Origin of the sequence: Algoriphagus jejuensis, assembly GCF_039523455.1 — a bacterium.
GTDB classification, from domain to species: domain Bacteria; phylum Bacteroidota; class Bacteroidia; order Cytophagales; family Cyclobacteriaceae; genus Algoriphagus; species Algoriphagus jejuensis.
This window is the reverse complement of sequence record NZ_BAAAFI010000034.1, coordinates 19993-40509: the sequence shown is the minus strand read 5'-3', so window position 1 is coordinate 40509 and position 20517 is coordinate 19993. Positions and strand designations below refer to the sequence as shown.

General features: G+C 47.1%; 16 protein-coding genes. 10 read left to right on the top strand and 6 right to left on the bottom strand.

The window, feature by feature from the left end; translation table 11 throughout:
• Positions 1–156: 156 nt before the first annotated feature.
• From ABD031_RS14295 to ABD031_RS14265, 7 genes are all read left to right on the top strand, one after another.
• A complete protein-coding gene (locus ABD031_RS14295; protein WP_343852626.1) occupies positions 157–855 on the top strand; it encodes a hypothetical protein in 699 nt (232 codons plus the stop codon).
• Between the two features lie 139 nt (positions 856–994).
• Entirely contained in the window at positions 995–1936 is a 942-nt protein-coding gene (fmt, locus tag ABD031_RS14290; RefSeq protein ID WP_343852624.1) for a methionyl-tRNA formyltransferase, read from the top strand.
• A 76-nt stretch (positions 1937–2012) separates the two neighbouring features.
• Positions 2013–2873 (top strand): DUF4412 domain-containing protein, encoded by an 861-nt coding sequence (locus ABD031_RS14285; RefSeq protein ID WP_343852622.1) that lies wholly within the window; start codon positions 2013–2015, stop codon positions 2871–2873.
• An 80-nt stretch (positions 2874–2953) separates the two neighbouring features.
• A complete protein-coding gene (locus ABD031_RS14280) occupies positions 2954–3457 on the top strand; it encodes a dihydrofolate reductase (protein WP_343852620.1) in 504 nt (167 codons plus the stop codon).
• Positions 3454–4239, top strand: a complete 786-nt coding sequence (locus ABD031_RS14275) for an SDR family oxidoreductase (protein ID WP_343852619.1) — start codon at positions 3454–3456, stop codon at positions 4237–4239. The genes ABD031_RS14280 and ABD031_RS14275 overlap by 4 nt, the downstream gene beginning before the upstream one ends.
• 14 nt (positions 4240–4253) lie before the next feature.
• On the top strand, positions 4254–5510 hold the full coding sequence (locus ABD031_RS14270; RefSeq protein WP_343852617.1) for a competence/damage-inducible protein A: 1257 nt from the start codon (positions 4254–4256) through the stop codon (positions 5508–5510).
• 87 nt (positions 5511–5597) lie between these two features.
• Positions 5598–6887 carry a dihydrolipoamide acetyltransferase family protein gene (locus ABD031_RS14265; RefSeq protein WP_343852615.1) on the top strand — a complete coding sequence of 430 codons (1290 nt, stop codon included), beginning with the start codon at positions 5598–5600 and terminating at the stop codon, positions 6885–6887.
• Positions 6888–6922: 35 nt separating this feature from the next.
• Here ABD031_RS14265 and ABD031_RS14260 read toward each other — a convergent pair whose 3' ends face one another.
• From ABD031_RS14260 to ABD031_RS14240, 5 genes are all read right to left on the bottom strand, one after another.
• Positions 6923–9775 (bottom strand): ATP-binding protein, encoded by a 2853-nt coding sequence (locus ABD031_RS14260; RefSeq protein WP_343852613.1) that lies wholly within the window; start codon positions 9773–9775, stop codon positions 6923–6925.
• On the bottom strand, positions 9775–10791 hold the full coding sequence (locus tag ABD031_RS14255; protein ID WP_343852611.1) for a hypothetical protein: 1017 nt from the start codon (positions 10789–10791) through the stop codon (positions 9775–9777). The genes ABD031_RS14260 and ABD031_RS14255 overlap by 1 nt, the downstream gene beginning before the upstream one ends.
• A 19-nt stretch (positions 10792–10810) precedes the next feature.
• Entirely contained in the window at positions 10811–11050 is a 240-nt protein-coding gene (locus tag ABD031_RS14250; RefSeq protein WP_343852609.1) for a hypothetical protein, read from the bottom strand.
• The gene (locus tag ABD031_RS14245) at positions 11047–11466 is read right to left on the bottom strand and encodes an OsmC family protein (RefSeq protein ID WP_343852607.1); all 420 of its coding nucleotides are present in this window, start codon (positions 11464–11466) and stop codon (positions 11047–11049) included. Before ABD031_RS14245 ends, ABD031_RS14250 begins: the two co-directional genes overlap by 4 nt.
• Positions 11467–11544: 78 nt before the next feature.
• Positions 11545–14922, bottom strand: a complete 3378-nt coding sequence (locus ABD031_RS14240) for a methylmalonyl-CoA mutase family protein (RefSeq protein ID WP_343852606.1) — start codon at positions 14920–14922, stop codon at positions 11545–11547.
• Between the two features lie 143 nt (positions 14923–15065).
• On the opposite strand from ABD031_RS14240, the gene ABD031_RS14235 reads away from it, so the two are divergent.
• Both ABD031_RS14235 and ABD031_RS14230 read left to right on the top strand, forming a co-directional pair.
• Positions 15066–16427, top strand: a complete 1362-nt coding sequence (locus ABD031_RS14235) for a sugar porter family MFS transporter (protein WP_343852627.1) — start codon at positions 15066–15068, stop codon at positions 16425–16427.
• Positions 16420–17295, top strand: a complete 876-nt coding sequence (locus tag ABD031_RS14230) for a carbohydrate kinase family protein (RefSeq protein WP_343852604.1) — start codon at positions 16420–16422, stop codon at positions 17293–17295. The genes ABD031_RS14235 and ABD031_RS14230 overlap by 8 nt, the downstream gene beginning before the upstream one ends.
• A gap of 221 nt (positions 17296–17516) precedes the next feature.
• Here the strand turns inward: ABD031_RS14230 and ABD031_RS14225 are convergent, their stop codons facing one another.
• Positions 17517–17984: a SixA phosphatase family protein gene (locus tag ABD031_RS14225; protein WP_343852602.1), complete on the bottom strand. Its 468-nt coding sequence runs from the start codon at positions 17982–17984 to the stop codon at positions 17517–17519.
• Between the two features lie 157 nt (positions 17985–18141).
• Here ABD031_RS14225 and topA point away from each other — a divergent pair, with 157 nt between their 5' ends.
• Positions 18142–20469 (top strand): type I DNA topoisomerase, encoded by a 2328-nt coding sequence (topA, locus tag ABD031_RS14220; protein ID WP_343852600.1) that lies wholly within the window; start codon positions 18142–18144, stop codon positions 20467–20469.
• Positions 20470–20517 lie beyond the last annotated feature (48 nt).

The following is a 20517-nucleotide window of genomic DNA, read 5'->3' as shown; positions in this document are numbered from 1 at the left end:
GTGTGGAAATATGGAAAACTCACGCCCTTCCTGTATACTTGGCCTTAAACCAATCCTGTCCTAACTTTTGGGGGATGCTCATTGAAATAGAATAGAGACTTTTGGAAACAACTATTTTCCAGCTCTGAGGTTGCGTGAATCCTGATTGTCAAAAAAATGAAAAGAATTCTCCCTTGGTTAATCTTTCTTGTCAGCTGCGCAGACCAGGGCCCTTATGTCAATGTAAAACTTTTCCCCCTAACCGCGGAAAATAGTCTTCTAGTAAACCTAGACTCAGTAAAAACAGTTGGTGATTTGACGAAGCTATATTGTGAAGCATTGATTGACAAAAAAAAGGAGAGTTTGACCTTACCCTATGATTTTCAAAATAGAACATTTGATTCTCAAGCAAGTACAGGAATTCAAGTTTTCGCTCATCCCATGTATTGCACCGCGCTTTCAGGTTGGCAGAGAACTCTTTGTTTTACTATTCAAGACGGAAAGTGGATGTACGAGTACTATTCATTGCCGCAAAGAAAGCACTTAAAAAGTAACTTGGACAGTTTAGTTAAACTCAATATTCTAAACTATGGACTCGACCCAGCTTTGTCTTCCGAACCTCAGAAAGCGATTTTCGAGATACGTACATATCCCGAAAAGGAGCTTGGAGAAATAGAAGGGTTTATTGGAGAATTGGCAACAGCCTATCAAAGATTTTTGTCAGAAGAAGTATCTGATCCACTACCGATGGATTCATTGCAAATAAAATTCCCTCTCCTTGTCATGATAAGCGAAGAGCATGATTTACCACCTATTCCAGTTGATTCATCAACGCCATTAGATACGACACTAATAATTGAAGTTGATCTCAATTGAAGAAAGTGTCCAGCTCTTCGAAATTTGCAATTCCGAAGCGGTATTCTAGGATTTGAAATCCGCTAAACTCCATCCGAATCCAAATTCCAAGAAACGAAAAACCGCTACTTTTGAAATAATATCGAACGCCGAATAAAGAATGTCGAATAAAGAAGTACAAGACAAATCCCTCCGAATCATCTACATGGGCACACCGGAGTTTGCCGTGCCAGCTCTGGAAAAACTCGTGGAAAACGGCTGGAACGTCGTCGCCGTGATCACCGCTCCCGACAAACCCCAAGGCCGGGGACAAAAGCTCGTAGGTTCGCCTGTCAAGGAAGCTGCCGAAAAACTGGATTTGCACATCCTACAGCCCACCAACCTCAAGAATCCCGAGTTCCAGCAAGAACTGCGGGATCTCCAGGCCGACCTGCAGATCGTCGTCGCTTTCCGCATGCTGCCCGAGACCGTTTGGAATATGCCGCCCCTCGGCACCTTCAACCTACACGCCTCTCTCCTGCCCAACTACCGCGGCGCTGCTCCCATCAACTGGGCGATCATCAACGGAGAAAAGGAAACCGGCGTCACCACCTTCTTTCTCAAGCATGAGATCGACACCGGAAGCATCATCTTCCAAGAAAAAATCCAGGTTCTGGAAGAGGACGACTTGGAAACGGTCTATGAAAAACTCATGACTATCGGCGCAGACCTGGTCGTGAAGACAGTGGAAGCAATCTCCAAAGACGAGGCAAACCCCACCGTACAAGACGAAACCAAAGCCATCCACCACGCTCCGAAGATCTTCAAAGAAACAGGCAAGATCGAATGGGCAAACTCCGCAGAGTCTATCCATAATTTGATCCGCGGTCTTTCCCCCTATCCTGCGGCTTGGACAGAGTTTCAGGGAAAGACGTGCAAGATCTTCAAGTCAGCATTTTCTTCCAAAAATCTATCAGGAAAGCAAGTAGGTGAATGGGATTCTGACGGGAAGACCTTTTTGAGATTCCAGGCCGGCTCGGGTTCATTGGATATTTTAGAACTACAGTTGGAAGGAAAGAAGCGGATGAAAGTCCAAGATTTACTCAGAGGATTAAAACTGTAATCCAGATTTATCAGGTTTTAATTTTTCATTCGCCTCATTTTTAAGAAATTAGAACAAGTTTTTAAATTATTATATCATGAAAAAATCAATAGTAAATATCCTAATTGTCGTTGGGTCTATGATTGTATTACCATCTCAGGCTCAGCTCTTGAAGAAAATCCAAAATGCCGCTGCGCAGGGAGTAGAAAATGCCACTACAAAAAAAGCAAGGGAATCATCCGAAAAAGCAACAACCAACGCTATCGAGGGAATGTTCGAGGGAATGATGGAACCCGCTCCGACCGAATCAGACTATTCTTTCACCGGGTACTCAGTCATGGAAGTGACCACTACGGACAAAAAAGGAAAGTCCGAGGATCCAATGCAAATCCAATATTTGCTTTCCTCCAATGCCGAATTTATGGGAATGGCTTTTACCGATCCCAAGCAACCCAACATGACTACAGTCTCCATCATGGACTCCAAAAATCAGGCAGTGGTCATCCTGCTGGACGACAAAGGCAAAAAGTCAAGCATGGCCATGAAGATGGACTACGACAAGATGCAGGAGATGGTGGATGAAGAAGCAGAAGAACAAATTGAGACGCCCGACTATACCATCACAAAAACAGGAAACTCCAAATCCATTCTGGGATATCCCTGTGAAGAATACTTGGTTACCACTGAAGACGGCACTGGGAACTATTGGGTTACCGAAAAGCCCATCGACGGTTTCTCCATGTTTTCACCCCAGAGTAACCCGATGATCTCAAGCAAAACCATGGATCGCTACACGTCTCTATTTTCCAACGCACCGAAAGGCACATTCATGGAGATGATCTTCACGGACAAGGACGGCTCAGTGACGGACATGAAAGTCGTAGAACTGGAGACAAATAGCCCCCGTAAATTCGAGATGTCAGACTATCCGAACATGATGGCCGGAGCGGGCAAATAATCACAAAAGGGTAGTTTTTCTACCCTTTTTCATTTTTTACTTTCCAAAGACTGGTAACTTCAAGCAAACTTTGAAGCCCTGTGCAACTCACCCTTATTGTAGCCAAAGCGAAGAACCACGTCATAGGCAAGGACAACCAACTCATCTGGAAACTTTCCGCTGACCTCAAGCGATTTAAGAACTTGACTACAGGCCATCATATGCTGATGGGAAGAAAGACCTACGAGTCCCTCGGGAAACCCCTACCCAACCGAACCCATATCGTCATCACCCGAAATCCAGATTTTTCGGTTCCAGAGGGTCATTCAACATTTTCCTCTGTCGAAGATGCTTTCGTCTTTTGCAACAAAACCGGCGTCAACGAGCTTTTCATCATCGGCGGCGGACAGATTTACGCTGAGACGATCAATCTCTGCGACAGGCTGGAAATTACCGAGGTGGAAGCCTCTCCCGAAGGGGATACGTATTTTCCAAAAATTAACCCAAAGATTTGGGAAGAAACTGGTAGAGAGGATCACCCAGCGGACGAGAAAAACGAATATCCTTTCTCCTTTGTGACTTACGAAAAAACAAAAAACGCATGACAAAACCGGTCATATGGATCACGGGCGCTTCGTCCGGGATAGGAGAAGCCTCCGCCAAAAAGTTTTCGAAAGAAGGCTATCAAGTGATCATTTCAGCCCGGAAAGAACAAGAGTTGAACCGGGTAAAGTCCGAATGTTCCGATCCGTCGTCGGTTCAAGTCCTACCGCTTGATTTGACCGATATCGAGTCGCTGGCGCAAAAAGTCGAAAAGGCGATTGGCTTCTTTGGTCAAATAGACCTCATGCTCCACAACGGTGGTATCAGTCAGCGATCCCTGATCCGCGAGACTGGTTTAGATGTCGACCGCAAGTTGATGGAAGTCAATTTCTTCGGGACGGTCGCGTTGACCAAAGCGCTTCTTCCCCATTTCATTTTCAGAAAAACCGGACAGTTTGGAGTGATCAGTTCGCTGGTCGGCATGATTGGTTCTCCATACCGATCCTCCTACGCTGCTTCCAAGCATGCGCTCCATGGATTTTTCGACTCTTTGCGCGCAGAACACTTCAAAGACAACATCGCCGTGACCATGATTTGCCCGGGCTTCATCCGCACCAATGTTTCCGTCAACGCGATAACTGCGGACGGATCCTCTTTGGGGGAAATGGACGAAGCACAAGCCAATGGCATGAGCCCTGAAAAATGTGCGGATGAGATTTTTTCGGCCATGACCCGAAAAAAGGAAGAAGTATACATCGGTGGCAAAGAAACCATGGCGCTTTACATCAAACGGTTCTTCCCCACCATTCTCTCCAAAATCATCCGAAAAGCAAAAGTCAGATAAACCCAAATCGAAAAATGAAACTCGTCAAAGCAGAAATCATTGCCATCGGAGACGAATTGCTCTATGGACAGATCGTGGACACCAACTCCCACTGGATCAGCCAAGAGCTGGATCTAATCGGGGTCAAAGTCGTACGAAAAACTACCATCGGAGACAACCGAACGGATATTTTGGCAGCCTTTGCCGAGGCCGAAAAGCGGGCAGATGTTATTTTGATCACGGGTGGCCTAGGGCCGACCCAAGACGACTTGACCAAGCCTCTTATGGCGGAATACTTTGGCTGTGGGATCATCGAATTCCCGCGAGCCGTGGAAGCGGTCACTGCTTTTTTCAAACAAAGAGGGCGAGAAATCACTCCCTTGAATATCCTCCAGGGCCACCTCCCCTCCTGCTGTACCTATGTTCCAAACGAAGTGGGGACGGCGCCTGGGATGTGGTTTGAAAAAAACAACAGGTATTGGATGTCGATGCCAGGAGTGCCTCATGAGATGAAAAAACTCATGAAAGATTTTGTCCTTCCTAAATTACCCACGGTTTTTTCGCTTCCGGTGATCTACCACAAAGTGATCAAGACCGTAGGAATCGGCGAAAGCTGGCTTGCCGATCTGATCCGGGATTGGGAAAATGCCCTGCCGGAACATATCCGTTTGGCATATTTACCGTCGCTAGGACAGGTGAAGTTGAGGCTGACGGCTTTTGGCACCGTTAGAAAAAAACTCGAACAGGAGGTCGCCGCTCAGATCGCTCTCGTGCTACCACAAATTACCAGCTATGTCTATGGCTACGACGAAGAGACGCTGGAATCCGCAATTGGAAAACTTTTGAAGAACTCAGGGAAAACTCTAGCTTTGGCCGAAAGCTGTACTGGAGGCTACATTTCACACTTAGTCACCAGTATCCCGGGAAGTTCGGCTTACTTCAACGGATCGGTGGTTCCCTACCACAATCAGTTCAAGGAGAACCTGGTCGGGGTGAAGTCTGAAACTCTGAGCGCTCAAGGCGCAGTCAGCGAAGAAACGGTCTTGGAAATGGCGCAAGGAGTTAAAAAGTTATTCGGGGCAGATTTCGGACTTTCAAGCAGTGGGATCGCCGGGCCAGACGGAGGAACAGAAGAAAAACCCGTAGGAACGGTCTGGATTGCCTGTGCAGGTGAGGGCTTTGTTGAGGCGAAAAAACTTCAACTGAGCCAAGACAGGTTGCTGAATATTCAAATAACAGGCGTTGCTGTTTTAAATTTGCTAAGAATTTGCCTTATTCAGAATAACAAATAAAATTTTACATTCAAGGTTTGGGTAGGAGTTCTAGAAAATTTAATTTTAAAACTTGAATATAAACCCAATTAAATTACTTCAATCGCTATGGCAAGTGTAGAAATGCTGATGCCCAAAATGGGTGAAAGTATTATAGAAGGCACCATCCTCACCTGGCTAAAGAAGGAGGGTGAATCCATCGAGCAAGATGAGTCCGTGCTTGAGGTAGCTACTGACAAAGTAGATACCGAAGTCCCGGCCACGCATGGTGGGATTCTAAAAAAAATCTTGGCAAAAGAAGGAGAGATCATCCCGGTGGGCGCCCCCATCGCTGTCATAGAAACTGCATCGGAAAACGGTGCTGCAACAGGTACGCCTAAGAAAGAAACCGAGTCTAAAAAAGAAGTGCTGCTAGCCGCTGCTCCTGCAAACACCGCATCTATACTGGCTGAGCAAATACCGACTCAGGAAGTGCTCTCCGAGGACGGACGGTTTTACTCTCCCTTGGTGAAAAACATTGCCAAAGAGGAAGAAATCTCGATGTCAGAGCTTTCCAAAATACCGGGCACCGGCAAAGACAACCGGGTCACCAAGGAGGATATGCTCGCCTACCTCAAAACAAGAAACCAAATCCCAGCTAAATCTATTTCGACCATCCCAGAACCAAAAGCTCAAGTGAGCATCTCTGCCTCAGATGAGATCATTGAGATGGACCGGATGAGAAAGATGATCGCGCAGCGCATGATCGAGTCCAAGAGAATCTCGGCTCATGTAACTTCTTTCGTCGAGGCAGATATGACGAATATTGTCCTATGGAGAGAGAAAAACAAACTCGCCTACAAGGCAAAATACGGAGACGGAATCACATTCACTCCGTTTTTCATTAAAGCCATAGCGAGGGCAATCCGTGATTTTCCAATGATCAATATATCGGTAGAAGGAGACAAGATCATCAAAAAGAAAGATATCAATATTGGAATGGCTGTTGCGCTTCCTTCGGGAAATCTCATCGTGCCTGTCATCCGAAATGCCGATCAACTCAACTTGGTTGGAGTTTCCAAAAAGGTAAATGAACTTGCCAGTCGCGCCAGAAACAATAAACTGACAGCAGATGACCTTGCAGGAGGAACCTACACGGTCTCCAATGTCGGCTCCTTCGGCAACGTGATGGGCACACCCATCATTCCCCAACCTCAGGTTGCAATCATGGCAGTAGGCGCAATTGTAAAAAAACCCGCGGTCGTGGAAACTCCGACAGGAGACGTAATCGCCATCAGACACAAGATGTTCCTGTCCCACTCTTATGATCACCGGGTGGTCGATGGAGCGCTCGGAGGCATGTTCGTCAAGCGGGTAGCGGACTATCTGGAAGAGTTTGACCTGCAAACCGATCTCTGACTCGAAAAAGGCTTCGGAATCCCCGGAGCCTTATTTTATTTCGCGTCTTCTCTGACTTTTCGGTAGTAAAACTCCAGCCGGTCGGCCAGCAATGCCAGTCGGATGGGTTTGGTCAGGTATTCATTCATTCCTGACTCCAGTGCCTTTTTTTGATCTTCCTCAAACACGTTGGCTGAGAGCCCGATGATCACGAGATTATCCTTTCCGCTCAACTGCCTTATCTCTCGGGTAGCCTCCAGCCCATTCTTCAAGGGCATCTGCACGTCCATCAGTACAACGTCAAATTCATTGTTTTTAACCTTTTCGATTGCCTCTTCCCCGTTATGTGCAACTTCGAACTGAAATCCCAATTGCTCAAACATTAGCGTCATCAATTGAAGGTTGAGATTGTTGTCCTCCGCCAACAATATCCGCAGCGGAAACTCTGTACCCATCTCCCGTATATCTTTCCACGTAAGTTCATCGACTACCTGAGAGATTACGTCCTGAGCTACTTGCTTAACAATCACTGAGAAGCTAAAAACCGACCCTTTTCCGACCTCACTCTCTATCTCGAGCTGTCCACCCATGAGTTCGATAATTCTTTTGGCAATCGCCAATCCAAGTCCAGTTCCCTGATAGGTTCTGGTGTTGGAGCTTTCCACTTGGTAAAATGGATCCGTAAGATGGGCGAGATGCTCCGGCGGAATTCCTATTCCAGTGTCGGCGACACTGAAAGAGAGAAAATAGAAAAACTCATCCACGGGATTCAGCTCCATCTTCAATTTGACGGTTCCATGGTCTGGAGTGAATTTGATCGCGTTGCCGATCAAGTTCAACAGAACTTGGTTGATTTTCCCCTTGTCGCCTTCTACTACTGTATATTCAAACTCGCTATAACTAAGATCCAACTTAATATTCTTTTTCCCCATTAGTCCAGAAAGGATTTTGAGTTGATCCTTTAACTCGTCGACCGGCTTAAATGGCACGGGATGAATCTCGATCTTTCCAGCTTCGATCTTTGAGTAATCCAGAATGTCCCGAATGATACTCAAAAGCGAATTGCCCGAGTTTTTGATGATATCAACGTATTGCTTCTGGATCCTGTTGAGATTGGTGCTCTCCAAGAGATCGATAATCCCCAGCAAACCGTTCATTGGCGTCCGGATCTCATGGCTCATATTTGCCAAGAAATCCGACTTGGCGCGACTGGCCAGATCCGCTGCGTTCATAGCTTCGACGAGTCCTTTTTCCCAAATTTTCTGCCCGGTGATGTCCTTAGAGATGGACATAATCTGAGTTTCATCCAAGGGAAAGAACCGCATCTCATAGTGCTTGTCCCCTTTTTCAGTATGCCAAACCACGTCAATGGTTTGAATGCTGTTGGTGGATTTTGCTCGGTTGAAAACCCGCACGATGTCATCTGCCTGACCGTGGGGCACAAACTCCTGGAGCGATTTGCCCAAGGTATACTTGGCAGATTCAAGTAAATTTCTCTTGTCCTGCACGTGAAAATCCAACACTACGCCCTGATTGTCATAGATGAAAATCGTATCCGGAATGTTATTGATTAGTGTTCTTAGTCGGTTTTCACTTAGGACGAGTTCCTGACGGGCAAGAAACTGCGCCGTGATGTCCGTACCGATCCCCATGCCACCAGCGATCCTTCCCTGCTCATCGAAGAGAATCTTTTCAAACACCTTGACTCTGATTTGTTCTCCATTTGGCTTGACGAAATCATACTCCAGCTCCACAAGGTGTCTCCCTTCCATCAGTGCCTTGAGGGTCTCATCTTTGACCAAATTTGCCTCGGGATGGGTCGAATCGACTCTAAAAGCATCTAAAAAGTCTTGCTTCGAATGACCCAAAACTGCCTCAACTTCGTCTGAAACTTTGGTAATTTCACCCTTGTAGTCATGAAAAAACACAAAGCCTCTCATTTCCTGCAATAGCAGATTTTGCTGGTCAAACAGGCGCGATATCTCCTGTAGATTTTCCTCCTGTACTTTGATCGACTCGATATTTCCCTTCAGAGAAATAATAAAGAACCCAACCGTACCGATAAGCAGTACAGCCACCCCAAGAAAGAGAAAAAAGTAGGTGCTGTAAATCCCAGAAGTCAGTCCCTCCAAAGGCACAAAAAAAATCAACGATGCCGGCGCATCGGAGTTGGCGTAGGAAAAGGGATACTGAGCAAGGATACCCGAGTAGCTCTTTTCCCCTTCCTTCCAATTAATTTCATAAAACCCTTTCAAGCCCAGCGCTATATCAGACTTGATTATACTCAAATCATCCGGATCGAGCTGGATTCCGGCGTTTTTGTTTCGTAGTCCAATAGGTACAAGCTCAGACTCATATAGTAGAAATTTCTCTCCCCCGGGATCTAGGTAAAAATTAGTCGCGTACTCCTTACCATACCCGGGAAGGTCTAAGGTGTACAGGATTCTATATCCCAAGTCTCCAGAGGCCAAAAGCTGAGAATTTCCCACCCTATCAGGAAAGGGTTTCGTGGATTTTTTTCGGATAAAATCGTTTTTGTCGGTCATCTCAAACGCTATCGTCGAATCCCTCATATCCACCAAGACAGACTCCAGCATACCTGGAAAACTGGTAAAAGCCCGTCTGACAATCACGGTAAACTCATCTTGATAATCTTCTTCATCCAAGTCTGGGTCTTCAAGGAAAGACACCAAATTCTTTGATTCATCCTTGAAACGGCTCAAATCGACCTCCAGCCCACGAGCGGCAAGCTCGGTTTGTCTGATCAAAAATTCCTTGCGGGAGTCTAGCTGCGAAAAATAGATCGCGTTAAAAAAACTGAAACCCAAAGCCAAAACCAACACTACCAAAAGACTCCCGATGACCGATGTCAGCCAAAAATTCAGGCGATTTACGGGTTTCCTAGCCATTAGTAGTTGGGGAAAACTTCGATTAGAAACCAATCCACGGCATTGAAGCGAAGGCAAATGGCGTTTGATAAATTCGCTTCTTCGTCAAAGCTGAATTCATTCTTTTTCTCCAAAAGAAACCGGGTTGCCATATCTCTAACCTCCTGGCTTTTGCTGTTGAAGAGATTGAAATCTGAAATTCTGAAGTAATCAGAATGAATGGTTTCACTATAGACGTGATTTTTAAGCGGGGGCATACTCAGCGACTCTATCGCCTCTGCTTTGCCCGCCACGATATCGCCCTTGGCGTTGACCAGGATAAACTCACCTTCAAGTGAGTCCAGATAGCGCTGGATTAATTCACTCACGGTATAGTCCACACCCAATACGGCAAAGAGAACGTCATCGACGTATATCGGGTGCAAAAGCGAGAGTATCCAACCCTTGCCGGCAGGATCCACATAGGCCTCCTGTATCCAGACCAAACCTTTGGTGGGGTTGTGCGCCAAATCTGCTTCGTAATAAAAATTGAAATCAGTCACGACGATATCCGGATCAACGATATTTTTGACATCATAGGCAGGATAGACCCGACTTACCTGCATTGCAGAATTCAAATAAATCTGAGCCGCGCGGGGGTTTTCTTTAATAAAGGCCGCAAAGACCTTGTCCAACATATTGGTCATCAAGACCTCCTCCTCAGCCTTTTTTCGGTCGGGAGTTGAATTGAGAATAATAACGGAACTGAGTGAAGAGTCCTGCCCCGGCAGATTGGTGGAAAAGCCTTCGGAAAAACGATAGGGACTAGGAGGTGCTGCCTTCAATAAGGAGTCTCTATTTACCAGAATTTTGGCAAAATAGTGGGCGACAGTATCCAAAGCACTGGCCATTACGCCACCCTGATACTCCATCTCCTGGATCAACGTCCGTATTTTCTCGAAATTTGGTTCCGGTTTCCGCTCCTTCGAGGAATCACACGCCAGAATAAATATCGCAACAAAAAGGAAGAAGAGTGAAAATCTGAACAACCGCATCATTCAAATCAATTTCAGGAAATTAGAGATTTTCCAGCTGTGAACGAAAAGTTTTGCCCATTTCGTCAAATCTCAACTTTACTTTTTCAAAAAAGTCTCCTTCCATAAATGAGTCCAAATCCGACTCCTCCAGCACATCCATCTCACTGAGCTTAAAAGTCTGCTCCATCGGGCCGAGCTCAAACTTAAGGATGTATTTATTGTTCCAGGAAAAAATGCTGATCCGCACTTCCTCTTGGGTCAATTCTTTAACGACTCTCATTCCGGTCTTTTGACTTCAGACTTGTAGATGATATTGGACTTCAACGAGGAAGCCACAGAGCAGTACTTGTCCACAGACAGCGCCACTACTTTGGCAAACTCCTCTTCAGTAGCATCGGGGGAGACCAGCACAAAGGTCAACTCGATGTCAGTGAAAAATGCCGGTACGCCATCATTTCTGACCCCTTCTGCACGGACTGTAAAATCGACAATTTCTCTTCTCTTCTTCTTCATCATCAGCACCGCATCTACAGAAGCGCAGCTTCCCAACGCAGAAAGCAGCATATCCATCGGAGATTGTGCGTGCTTGTGCTCGGGATCGTACATGTCGATTTTGACCAGGTTCCCCTGAGGATTGCGGGCTTCGTATTCTAGGTCCGCTTTCATCTGGACGGTTACATTTCTCTTATTTGCCATTTTTATTTATGGTATATGATTTTTGATTTTATGGGCGTCTGCAAGTAGCTTACTTCCGTCTCCGGTCCTCTGACCCTTTTACATGTTTCTGCGATACTGCCCTCCTACCTCATACAGCGCGTTGGTGATCTGTCCCAAAGAACAGTACTTGGACGCCTCCATGAGTTTGGTGAAGACGTTTTCGTTTTTCACGGCGGCAACTTGCAATTCCGTCAAGAGCTTATGCTCCAAACCTTCGTAGGTCTTATGTAAGTTCCTCAGGGTTTGAATTTGGGCTTCCTTTTCGTCAGAGGTGGCGCGGATGACTTCACCGGGGGTCACGGTTGGGGAGCCCTCGGCGGACAGGAAGGTGTTGACCCCAATGATCGGAAACTCTCCGGTGTGCTTGAGCATTTCATAGTGAAGGCTTTCCTCCTGGATTTTGCCCCGCTGATACATGGTCTCCATTGCTCCTAATACTCCACCTCTTTCGGTAATCCGGTCAAACTCGACATAAACGGCTTCCTCGACCAAGTCAGTCAACTCCTCAATGATGAATGCCCCTTGCAGGGGATTTTCATTTTTGGATAGTCCCAATTCTTTATTGATAATCAACTGGATAGCCATCGCTCGTCGCACCGATGCTTCAGTCGGAGTGGTGATCGCTTCGTCGTAAGCATTGGTGTGCAGCGAGTTGCAGTTGTCGTAGATCGCATAAAGCGCTTGAAGGGTAGTACGGATGTCGTTGAAGTCGATCTCCTGCGCGTGAAGCGAGCGACCGGAAGTCTGGATATGGTATTTCAGCATCTGAGAGCGCTCGTTGGCGCCATACTTCAGTTTCATGGCTTTGGCCCATATACGTCTTGCGACTCTCCCGATGACCGCATATTCAGGATCGATTCCATTGGAGAAAAAGAAGGAAAGATTCGGGGCAAAGTCATTGACGTTCATTCCGCGGGACACGTAGTATTCCACGTAGGTAAATCCGTTGGAAAGTGTCAGCGCCAATTGCGTGATCGGGTTGGCTCCGGCCTCGGCAATGTGATATCCTGAGATAGAAACGGAATAAAAGTTTCGAACATTCTGTTCGATAAAGTACTGCTGTACATCCCCCATCAATCTGAGAGAAAACTCGGTGGAGAAAATACAGGTATTTTGCGCCTGATCTTCTTTTAGAATATCCGCTTGCACGGTTCCTCTGACTTTCGCCACTGTGTCTGCTTTGATCTTTTCGTAGACCTCTTTTGGTAAAACCTGATCACCAGTCACACCCAAAAGCATCAACCCCAAGCCATCGTTTCCCTCGGGTACGAGACCATTATAAACAGGTCGTTTTAGCCCTTTCTTTTTATAGATCGCATCAATCTTCTCCTGCACTTCATCTCCCAACCCATTGGCTTTGACATAGACTTCACATTGCTGATCGATAGCTGCATTCATGAAAAATGCCGTCATCGTAGCCGCAGGGCCATTAATGGTCATCGAAACGGAAGTCATCGGGTCGACGAGATTGAAGCCCGAATAGAGCTTTTTGGCATCATCGAGACAACAAACGTTTACGCCCGAGTTTCCGATCTTGCCATAGATATCCGGTCGATAGTCCGGATCTTCCCCGTACAGCGTCACCGAATCAAAAGCGGTAGAAAGCCGCTTTGCGGGCATTCCAGCTGATACATAGTGAAAACGCTTGTTGGTACGCTCGGGGCCACCCTCACCTGCAAACATCCGGGTTGGGTCTTCTCCTTCTCGTTTAAAAGGAAAAACTCCAGCGGTGTAGGGAAACTTACCCGGCAGGTTTTCCCGCAGGCCCCACTTCAGCAACTCGCCCCAGGCTTCATACTTGGGTAGGGCAACTTTTGAAATTCGAGACCCTGAAAGAGAGGACGAGTACGTCTTGATCTTGATTTCCTTGTCGCGGACTTTGAACACGTAAAAGTCTTCGCTGTATTTGGCAGCTTCAACCGGCCATTCCTCTAGCCATTTCTTGTTTTTCGGGTCCAAGCTCAGTTCCACTTGACCATAAACTTCCTGCAGTTCCTTCACCAAACGATCCCTATCCGCGACCTTGGTCGTCTTGATCGTCTCGATGGATTTATTGATACTGTAGAGCTGCTGGGCGATTTCTTTTTGCTCTTCCACCCATTTGTCGTAACTCCTGTTGTTCTCGGTGATTTCGCTCAGGTAGCGGGTACGTGCCGGCGGGATAATGTAGATCTTTTCGGAAGTTCCGGCTGTGAGCTCAAAGCTGCTCTCCCAACCCTCGAATTTTTCACTCACTTTTCCAATCACCGCCCGGTAAAGCTGGTTCATCCCCGGGTCATTGAACTGTGAAGCGATGGTCCCAAATACCGGAATTTTCCCATCTTCGATGTCCCATAGATTGTGATTTCGCTTAAACTGCTTTTTCACATCCCGGATTGCATCCAGAGCTCCCCTCTTGTCAAACTTATTGAGCGCGATAATGTCCGCGAAATCCAGCATGTCGATCTTTTCCAACTGAGAAGCGGCACCGTACTCCGGCGTCATCACATACAGCGAAAGATCAGAGTGTTCGATGATCTCTGTGTCGGACTGACCGATGCCGGAAGTCTCCAGGATGATCATGTCAAACCCGGCAGCTTTGACCGTGTCGACAGCATCTTGGACGTATTTGGAAAGCGCCAGATTGGACTGGCGAGTAGCTAAAGAGCGCATGTACACGCTAGGGTGATGGATGGAATTCATACGAATTCTGTCCCCCAAAAGCGCCCCACCTGTTTTTCTCTTGGATGGATCTACTGATATGATGGCCAGTGTTTTATCCTGAAAATCAAGGACAAACCTTCTCACCAATTCATCTACGAGGGAAGATTTCCCTGCTCCTCCCGTCCCGGTGATTCCCAATACAGGAGTAGTCGCAGCTTTACTGTCTTTTCTAACCGTCTCTAAAAGTGATTGTGAGTTTTCCGGGAAGTTTTCAAAAGCAGAAATGGCCCTGGCGACATACGCTTTGTTTTCTTTTGTCAACGAAAATCCCTCCGGCAATTCATCTCCGATCGCGAAGTCGCATTGCTGAACCAAGTCATTGATCATACCCTGAAGGCCCATCGAGCGTCCATCGTCCGGGGCATAGATTCGGGTGATTCCATAGTCTTGCAATTCCTTGATTTCCGCTGGAAGAATCGTTCCGCCTCCGCCGCCGAAGATCTTGATGTGGCCGGCACCTTTTTCCCGAAGTAACTCATGCATATACTTGAAAAACTCCACATGCCCCCCCTGGTAAGAAGTGATAGCAATCGCCTGTACATCCTCCTGAATGGCGCAGTCTACTATCTCCTGCACCGAACGGTTGTGACCGAGGTGGATCACTTCGCAGCCGGTGGACTGGATGATCCTGCGCATGATGTTGATCGCCGCATCGTGTCCGTCAAACAGGGATGCAGCAGTTACGATTCGGATGTGGTTTTTGGGTTTGTAGATCTCAGTCTGGGTAGTCATGAGTTGGGTCTATATTTTCCAGTTTGTAAAAACTATATGGGAATAAAAGCGGGTGAGGCATCCTTTTTTGTGTCCGCGAATATAAGAAAATTAAGCCTAGCGGGGTTTTGAATTGTGCTCCTTCTCCTTAGTTTAGTAGCTCAATCAACCCAAATCCCTCTATGTCCTCCAATAGGTACGCCTTTTTCGTTTCCATTACAGCCGCTTTGGGCGGCTTTTTATTTGGCTTTGATACCGCCGTCATCTCAGGCGCAGAGCGAGACATACAGCAGGCATGGCAACTTAGCGACTGGATGCACGGACTGGCAATCGCCTCAGCATTATATGGTACGGTAATCGGAGCGCTATTTGGCGGTATCCCCGCAGACAAATGGGGAAGAAAGAAAAGCTTGCTCTGGATCGGCGTATTTTACCTTGTTTCTGCGGTCGGTTCGGGCATGGCTTGGGATTTCAATTCGTTTACGATGTTTAGATTTTTGGGAGGACTGGGAGTCGGAGCCTCCTCGGTGGTCGCACCCATGTATATCTCAGAGATCGCTCCGGCCAAAAACCGTGGGCTTTTAGTCGCACTTTATCAGTTCAACATCGTCTTCGGGATCGTGATGGCCTACCTCTCCAACTACCTGATCGGCACTGCAGGAATTGCTGAGGATTGGAGATGGATGCTCGGGGTTGAGGGGATCCCGGCGTTGATTTATAGCATTATGATTTTCAGAATTCCAGAAAGTCCACGATGGTTAATCAGTAAATTTAACGACCAAGTAAAAGCTAGGGAGATCCTGACCCGAACTGATCCTGATGGAGTGGATGAGGCCATTCGTCTGGCCATCGAAGAGGAAAAGTCGATCAAACAAAAACCGGGATTTGGGGCTTTGTTTACTCCACGATTCTTTTCGAGCACCATGCTCGCGGTGATGTTTGCATTTTTCAACCAAGTATCCGGAATCAATGCGATCATCTACTTTGCGCCGCGAATCTTCGAAATGGCGGGAATATCCACTGAGAATGCGTTGATCTCCACCATCGGTATTGGCTTGATCAACTTGTTTGCAACCTTCTTTGGACTATATCTGATTGATCGACTGGGGAGAAAAATCCTGATGTATATTGGCTCTTGCGGCTATATTATCTCTTTGGCCCTTATGGCTTACAACTTCCTCGGCCCTGGGATTCCCGCCTTTTGGCTACCGATTTTTGTTTTCGGATTCATCGCTTCGCATGCGATCGGACAGGGAGCAGTAATCTGGGTTTTCATCTCCGAGATGTTTCCCAACGAACTCCGCGCTTACGGACAGTCCCTGGGTTCCTTTACCCATTGGATTTTGGCGGCAGTCATCGCCAACGTCTTTCCATTCTTCGCCAACAGTTTTGGGCCAGGCTACATCTTCGCATTTTTCTGTGCCATGATGGTCGGGCAGCTGCTGTGGGTGATATTTAAGATGCCGGAAACAAAAGGAAGATCTTTGGAGGAAATTCAAAAAGACTTACATAAAAGCTATGCGTGATCACGTCGTAATATTCGGAGAAATGCTTTGGGACTGCTTGCCCGCAGGTCCTGTAGCAGGTGGTGCCCCCATGAATGTCGCCCTCAACCTGCATCAGCTGGGCTTGAACTCCCGTTTGATTTCAGCTGTGGGCCAGGACAAAGACGGAGAGAAACTGCTTGAGTTTCTCCGAGGATTTGGTCTTCCTCTAGATCTAATACAGGTTAAAGAAACGCATGAAACCTCGAGAGTTTTGGTAAATAATGCGGATCCCGAAAACATTAAATACACCATTGTCTCGCCCGTCGCCTGGGATTTCATCACCTGGAACGAGGCGATGGATAAGGCCGTCGAGGAAGCCGACGCCTTCGTTTTCGGAACACTCGGTGTACGAAATCCTCAAAGTCTCACCACGCTGATCAAGTTGCTCCAGCACCCCACAATGCGGGTATTTGACGCCAACCTTCGTCCTCCGTATTATGATTTTGAGGTGATAGAGACTTTGCTGGGCTTTGCGGATGTCCTGAAGATCAATGAGGATGAACTCGAAATTTTTGCAGACTACTTCCAAACCGAAGCTACGATTGAAGGACTCTGCGTTCACCTGGATCAACATTTTCCTATGGAAATCATCTGCGTGACGCGTGGATCGAAGGGTGCCTTGATCTATCAAAAAGGAAAAATGTTCGAGCATCCTGGGTATGTGGTGAAGGTGCAGGATTCGATCGGTGCAGGAGATGCGTTTTTAAGCGGCTTTGTCAAAAGCTATCTAAAAGAAAAATCACCCGAGGAAATCTTAGACTTCGCCTGCAAACTTGGTGCATTTGTCGCTACACAAAAAGGCGGAGCGCCCAAATACAGCGAAAAGGATATCGAGGAGGTGAGGTAATTGAGGGATCAGTCTCGGAGGTCAGTGCCCAAAACGCCGTCATCGCGAGTGAGATAAGAGCGAAGCGATCTTTTCGAAGCAACTAATAAGTTTCGTGGGAATTAGCTCTCCATTTTAACAGATTGCTTCAGGGTTTTTGACTTTCTATCAAATTTTATCCCTACTGCAACCCTACCAATGACGCCGGGTCTGAGCTAACTGCGACTGAACACTGAGACCGATCACTGCAATACCTCCTTTAATATCCCCGTACCCAGCCCAATCATTGGCCAGTCGCTGATTTCCAGCTCGACGATTCCCATCATTCCCGGCTTCAAACCGACATATCCCTCATTTGTAAGGTGAGATAGCAGCAAGCTAATCGTCGGATTGTGGCCGATCAGGAGGCAGGATTCCGCTTCTTTTGGCGTATTCTCCAGCAAGTTCATCAAAGATTCCAAGTTGCCCTCATAGATATCTCGAGTGTATTCTAGTGACTCTACCGAAACATATTTCATAATGATTTCGGCCGTCTCCCTAGTTCTTGTCGCCGCTGAGCAATGCATAAAATCGACTTTCATTCCACCGGATCGGAGGATTTCGCCCAGTCTATGTAGGCTTTCTTTGCCATTCGGGGTCAATTGCCGCTGAAAATCAACGCTGTCCGAAAAGCCTGCCTCACCATGCCTCAAGAGTATTAAATATTTCATTGCGAAAACGTTTTTGCCAGATATCCAGCCCGATAAACCTCAAAAATCCATCCAAATCCAAATGTCTCAATTTTTTAATAGTTGCACGAGAAGAGTAGGCCCTCTATTTTTAGCTTTTCATAAATGGCCGGACAGACGGCTGCTTCCAATTTTCTCTATGTCAAAAAATCTAGTAATCGTCGAATCCCCAGCCAAGGCAAAGACCATTGAGGGCTACTTGGGCAAGGATTTTAAGGTAGTCTCCAGCTACGGTCACGTGCGGGATCTTCCCAAGGGCGATAAAGCAATAGACATCAACAACCGCTTCCATCCGACTTACGAGGTCACTGCTGATAAGAAAGAAGTGATCAAAAACCTCAAGGCATTTGCCAAGGAAGCCGAGACGGTTTACCTCGCGAGTGACGATGACCGCGAAGGAGAGGCTATTTCCTGGCATTTAAAGGAGGTTTTGAAACTAGATGAGAAGCATACCAAGCGAATCGTTTTCAGGGAAATCACCAAAAACGCCATTACCAAAGCCATCGAAAATCCGCGGGGAATCGACTATGATCTGGTCAATGCCCAGCAGGCACGAAGGATCTTGGATCGACTGGTAGGATTTGAGCTTTCTCCAATTCTCTGGAAAAAAATCAAAACTGGCCTCTCTGCAGGGCGCGTACAGTCTGTGGCGGTACGGCTGATCGTGGAAAGAGAACGCGAAATTGACGCACACAAAGCCAAATCGTCGTTTAGAATCACTGCGATTTTTGAAGTGGAAGGAAAAACCTTCCAAGCCGAACTTCCCAAGAAATTTGAAACCAAGGCAGAAGCCGAGGACTTCCTCAAAAAGTGTTTGGCGGCAGATTTCTCAGTCGCTAATCTGGAGAAAAAGCCCACTAAAAAGACTCCTGCTGCTCCTTTTACTACTTCAACGCTTCAGCAAGAAGCCTCGCGGAAGCTTTACTTCTCCGTCGCACAGACAATGTCTGTCGCCCAGAAACTGTACGAAGCCGGTAAGATCACCTACATGCGTACCGACAGTACCAACCTCTCTCAAGACGCTCAGAGTGCTGCCAAAAGCGCTATCGAAGATTCCTTCGGTGCTCAATACCATAAGGCAAGACAATTCACCACCAAAAACGCAGGCGCGCAGGAAGCTCACGAAGCCATTCGCCCCACGGAGTTTTCGCAGACCCAAGCTTCCGGAGACCGCAATGAGCAGCGACTTTACGAACTGATCTGGAAGCGTGCCATCGCCTCGCAGATGTCAGATGCCGAACTCGAAAAAACCGTCATCACAATCGCCATTTCCGACTCTACCCTCAACTTGGTAGCAACCGGAGAAGTGATCAAATTCGACGGTTTTTTGAAAGTCTATCTCGAAGACACCGACGACGAGCCGGAAGAGGACGAAGAAGGCAACAAATCGCTCCTCCCTCCGATCACCATCGGGCAGGAATTGAATCTCCAGGAAATGAAAGGCCGGGAAACGTTCAGCCGACCAGCACCGAGATATACGGAAGCGTCTTTGGTGAAAAAGCTAGAGGAACTCGGCATCGGGCGACCATCTACCTATGCTCCTACGATCTCGACTATTCAAAAGCGGGACTATGTGGTCAAAGAGGCCAGAGACGGTACCCCGAGAAATTACGTCGAGATGAAGATCACTGAAGGAAAATTCACCGACGCGAACAAGACTGAAAATACTGGAGCTGAGAAGAACAAGCTTTTCCCAACCAATACCGCCATGGTCGTCAACGACTTCCTGGTAGAGCACTTTCCCAATGTAATCGACTTCCACTTTACGGCGAGAGTCGAAAAGGAATTTGATGACATCGCCGCAGGCGGGCAGGTATGGCAGGACATGATCGACGGCTTCTATGGCGACTTTCACAAGAGCGTGGAAGAAACCGAGCAGGTATCCCGTCAGGATGTCAATTCGAGCCGACTGATTGGACCCCATCCAGTTTCCGGCAAAAACGTCTATGCGAGACTCGGTAGATTCGGCCCACTCGTGCAGATCGGTGAAACCGAGGACGAGGACAAGCAATTTGCAAGCCTTAAGAAAGGCCAGTTCATCGAAAACGTCAGTATGGAGGATGCCTTAGAACTCTTTAAGCTTCCCCGTGAAGTCGGGTTCTTTGAGGACAAAAAGATGACTGCCGCTATTGGTCGGTTTGGTCCGTATATCCGTCACGACAGTGCGTTCTTCTCATTGGACAAAACTCAGGACCCGATGTCCATCACCGAGGAAGAAGCTATCACCTTGATCCAAAACAAGCGCGAAGCGGATGCCAAAAAGCATATTAAAACCTTTGAGGAAAATCCCGAAATCCAACTCCTCAACGGTCGTTGGGGCCCTTATATCAAGTTTGGCAAAAACAACTTTAAGATCCCCAAGGGCAAAGAAGCTGAGCAACTCAGCTACAAAGAAACGCTGGAAATCATCGAATCCCAGCCCGACGCAGGGAAGAAAAAAGGAAAGTTCCCAGCCAAGAAGAGCTGATCGATAAAACAACAAAGAGGCTGTCTTCAATTGTTGAACTTCAATTTG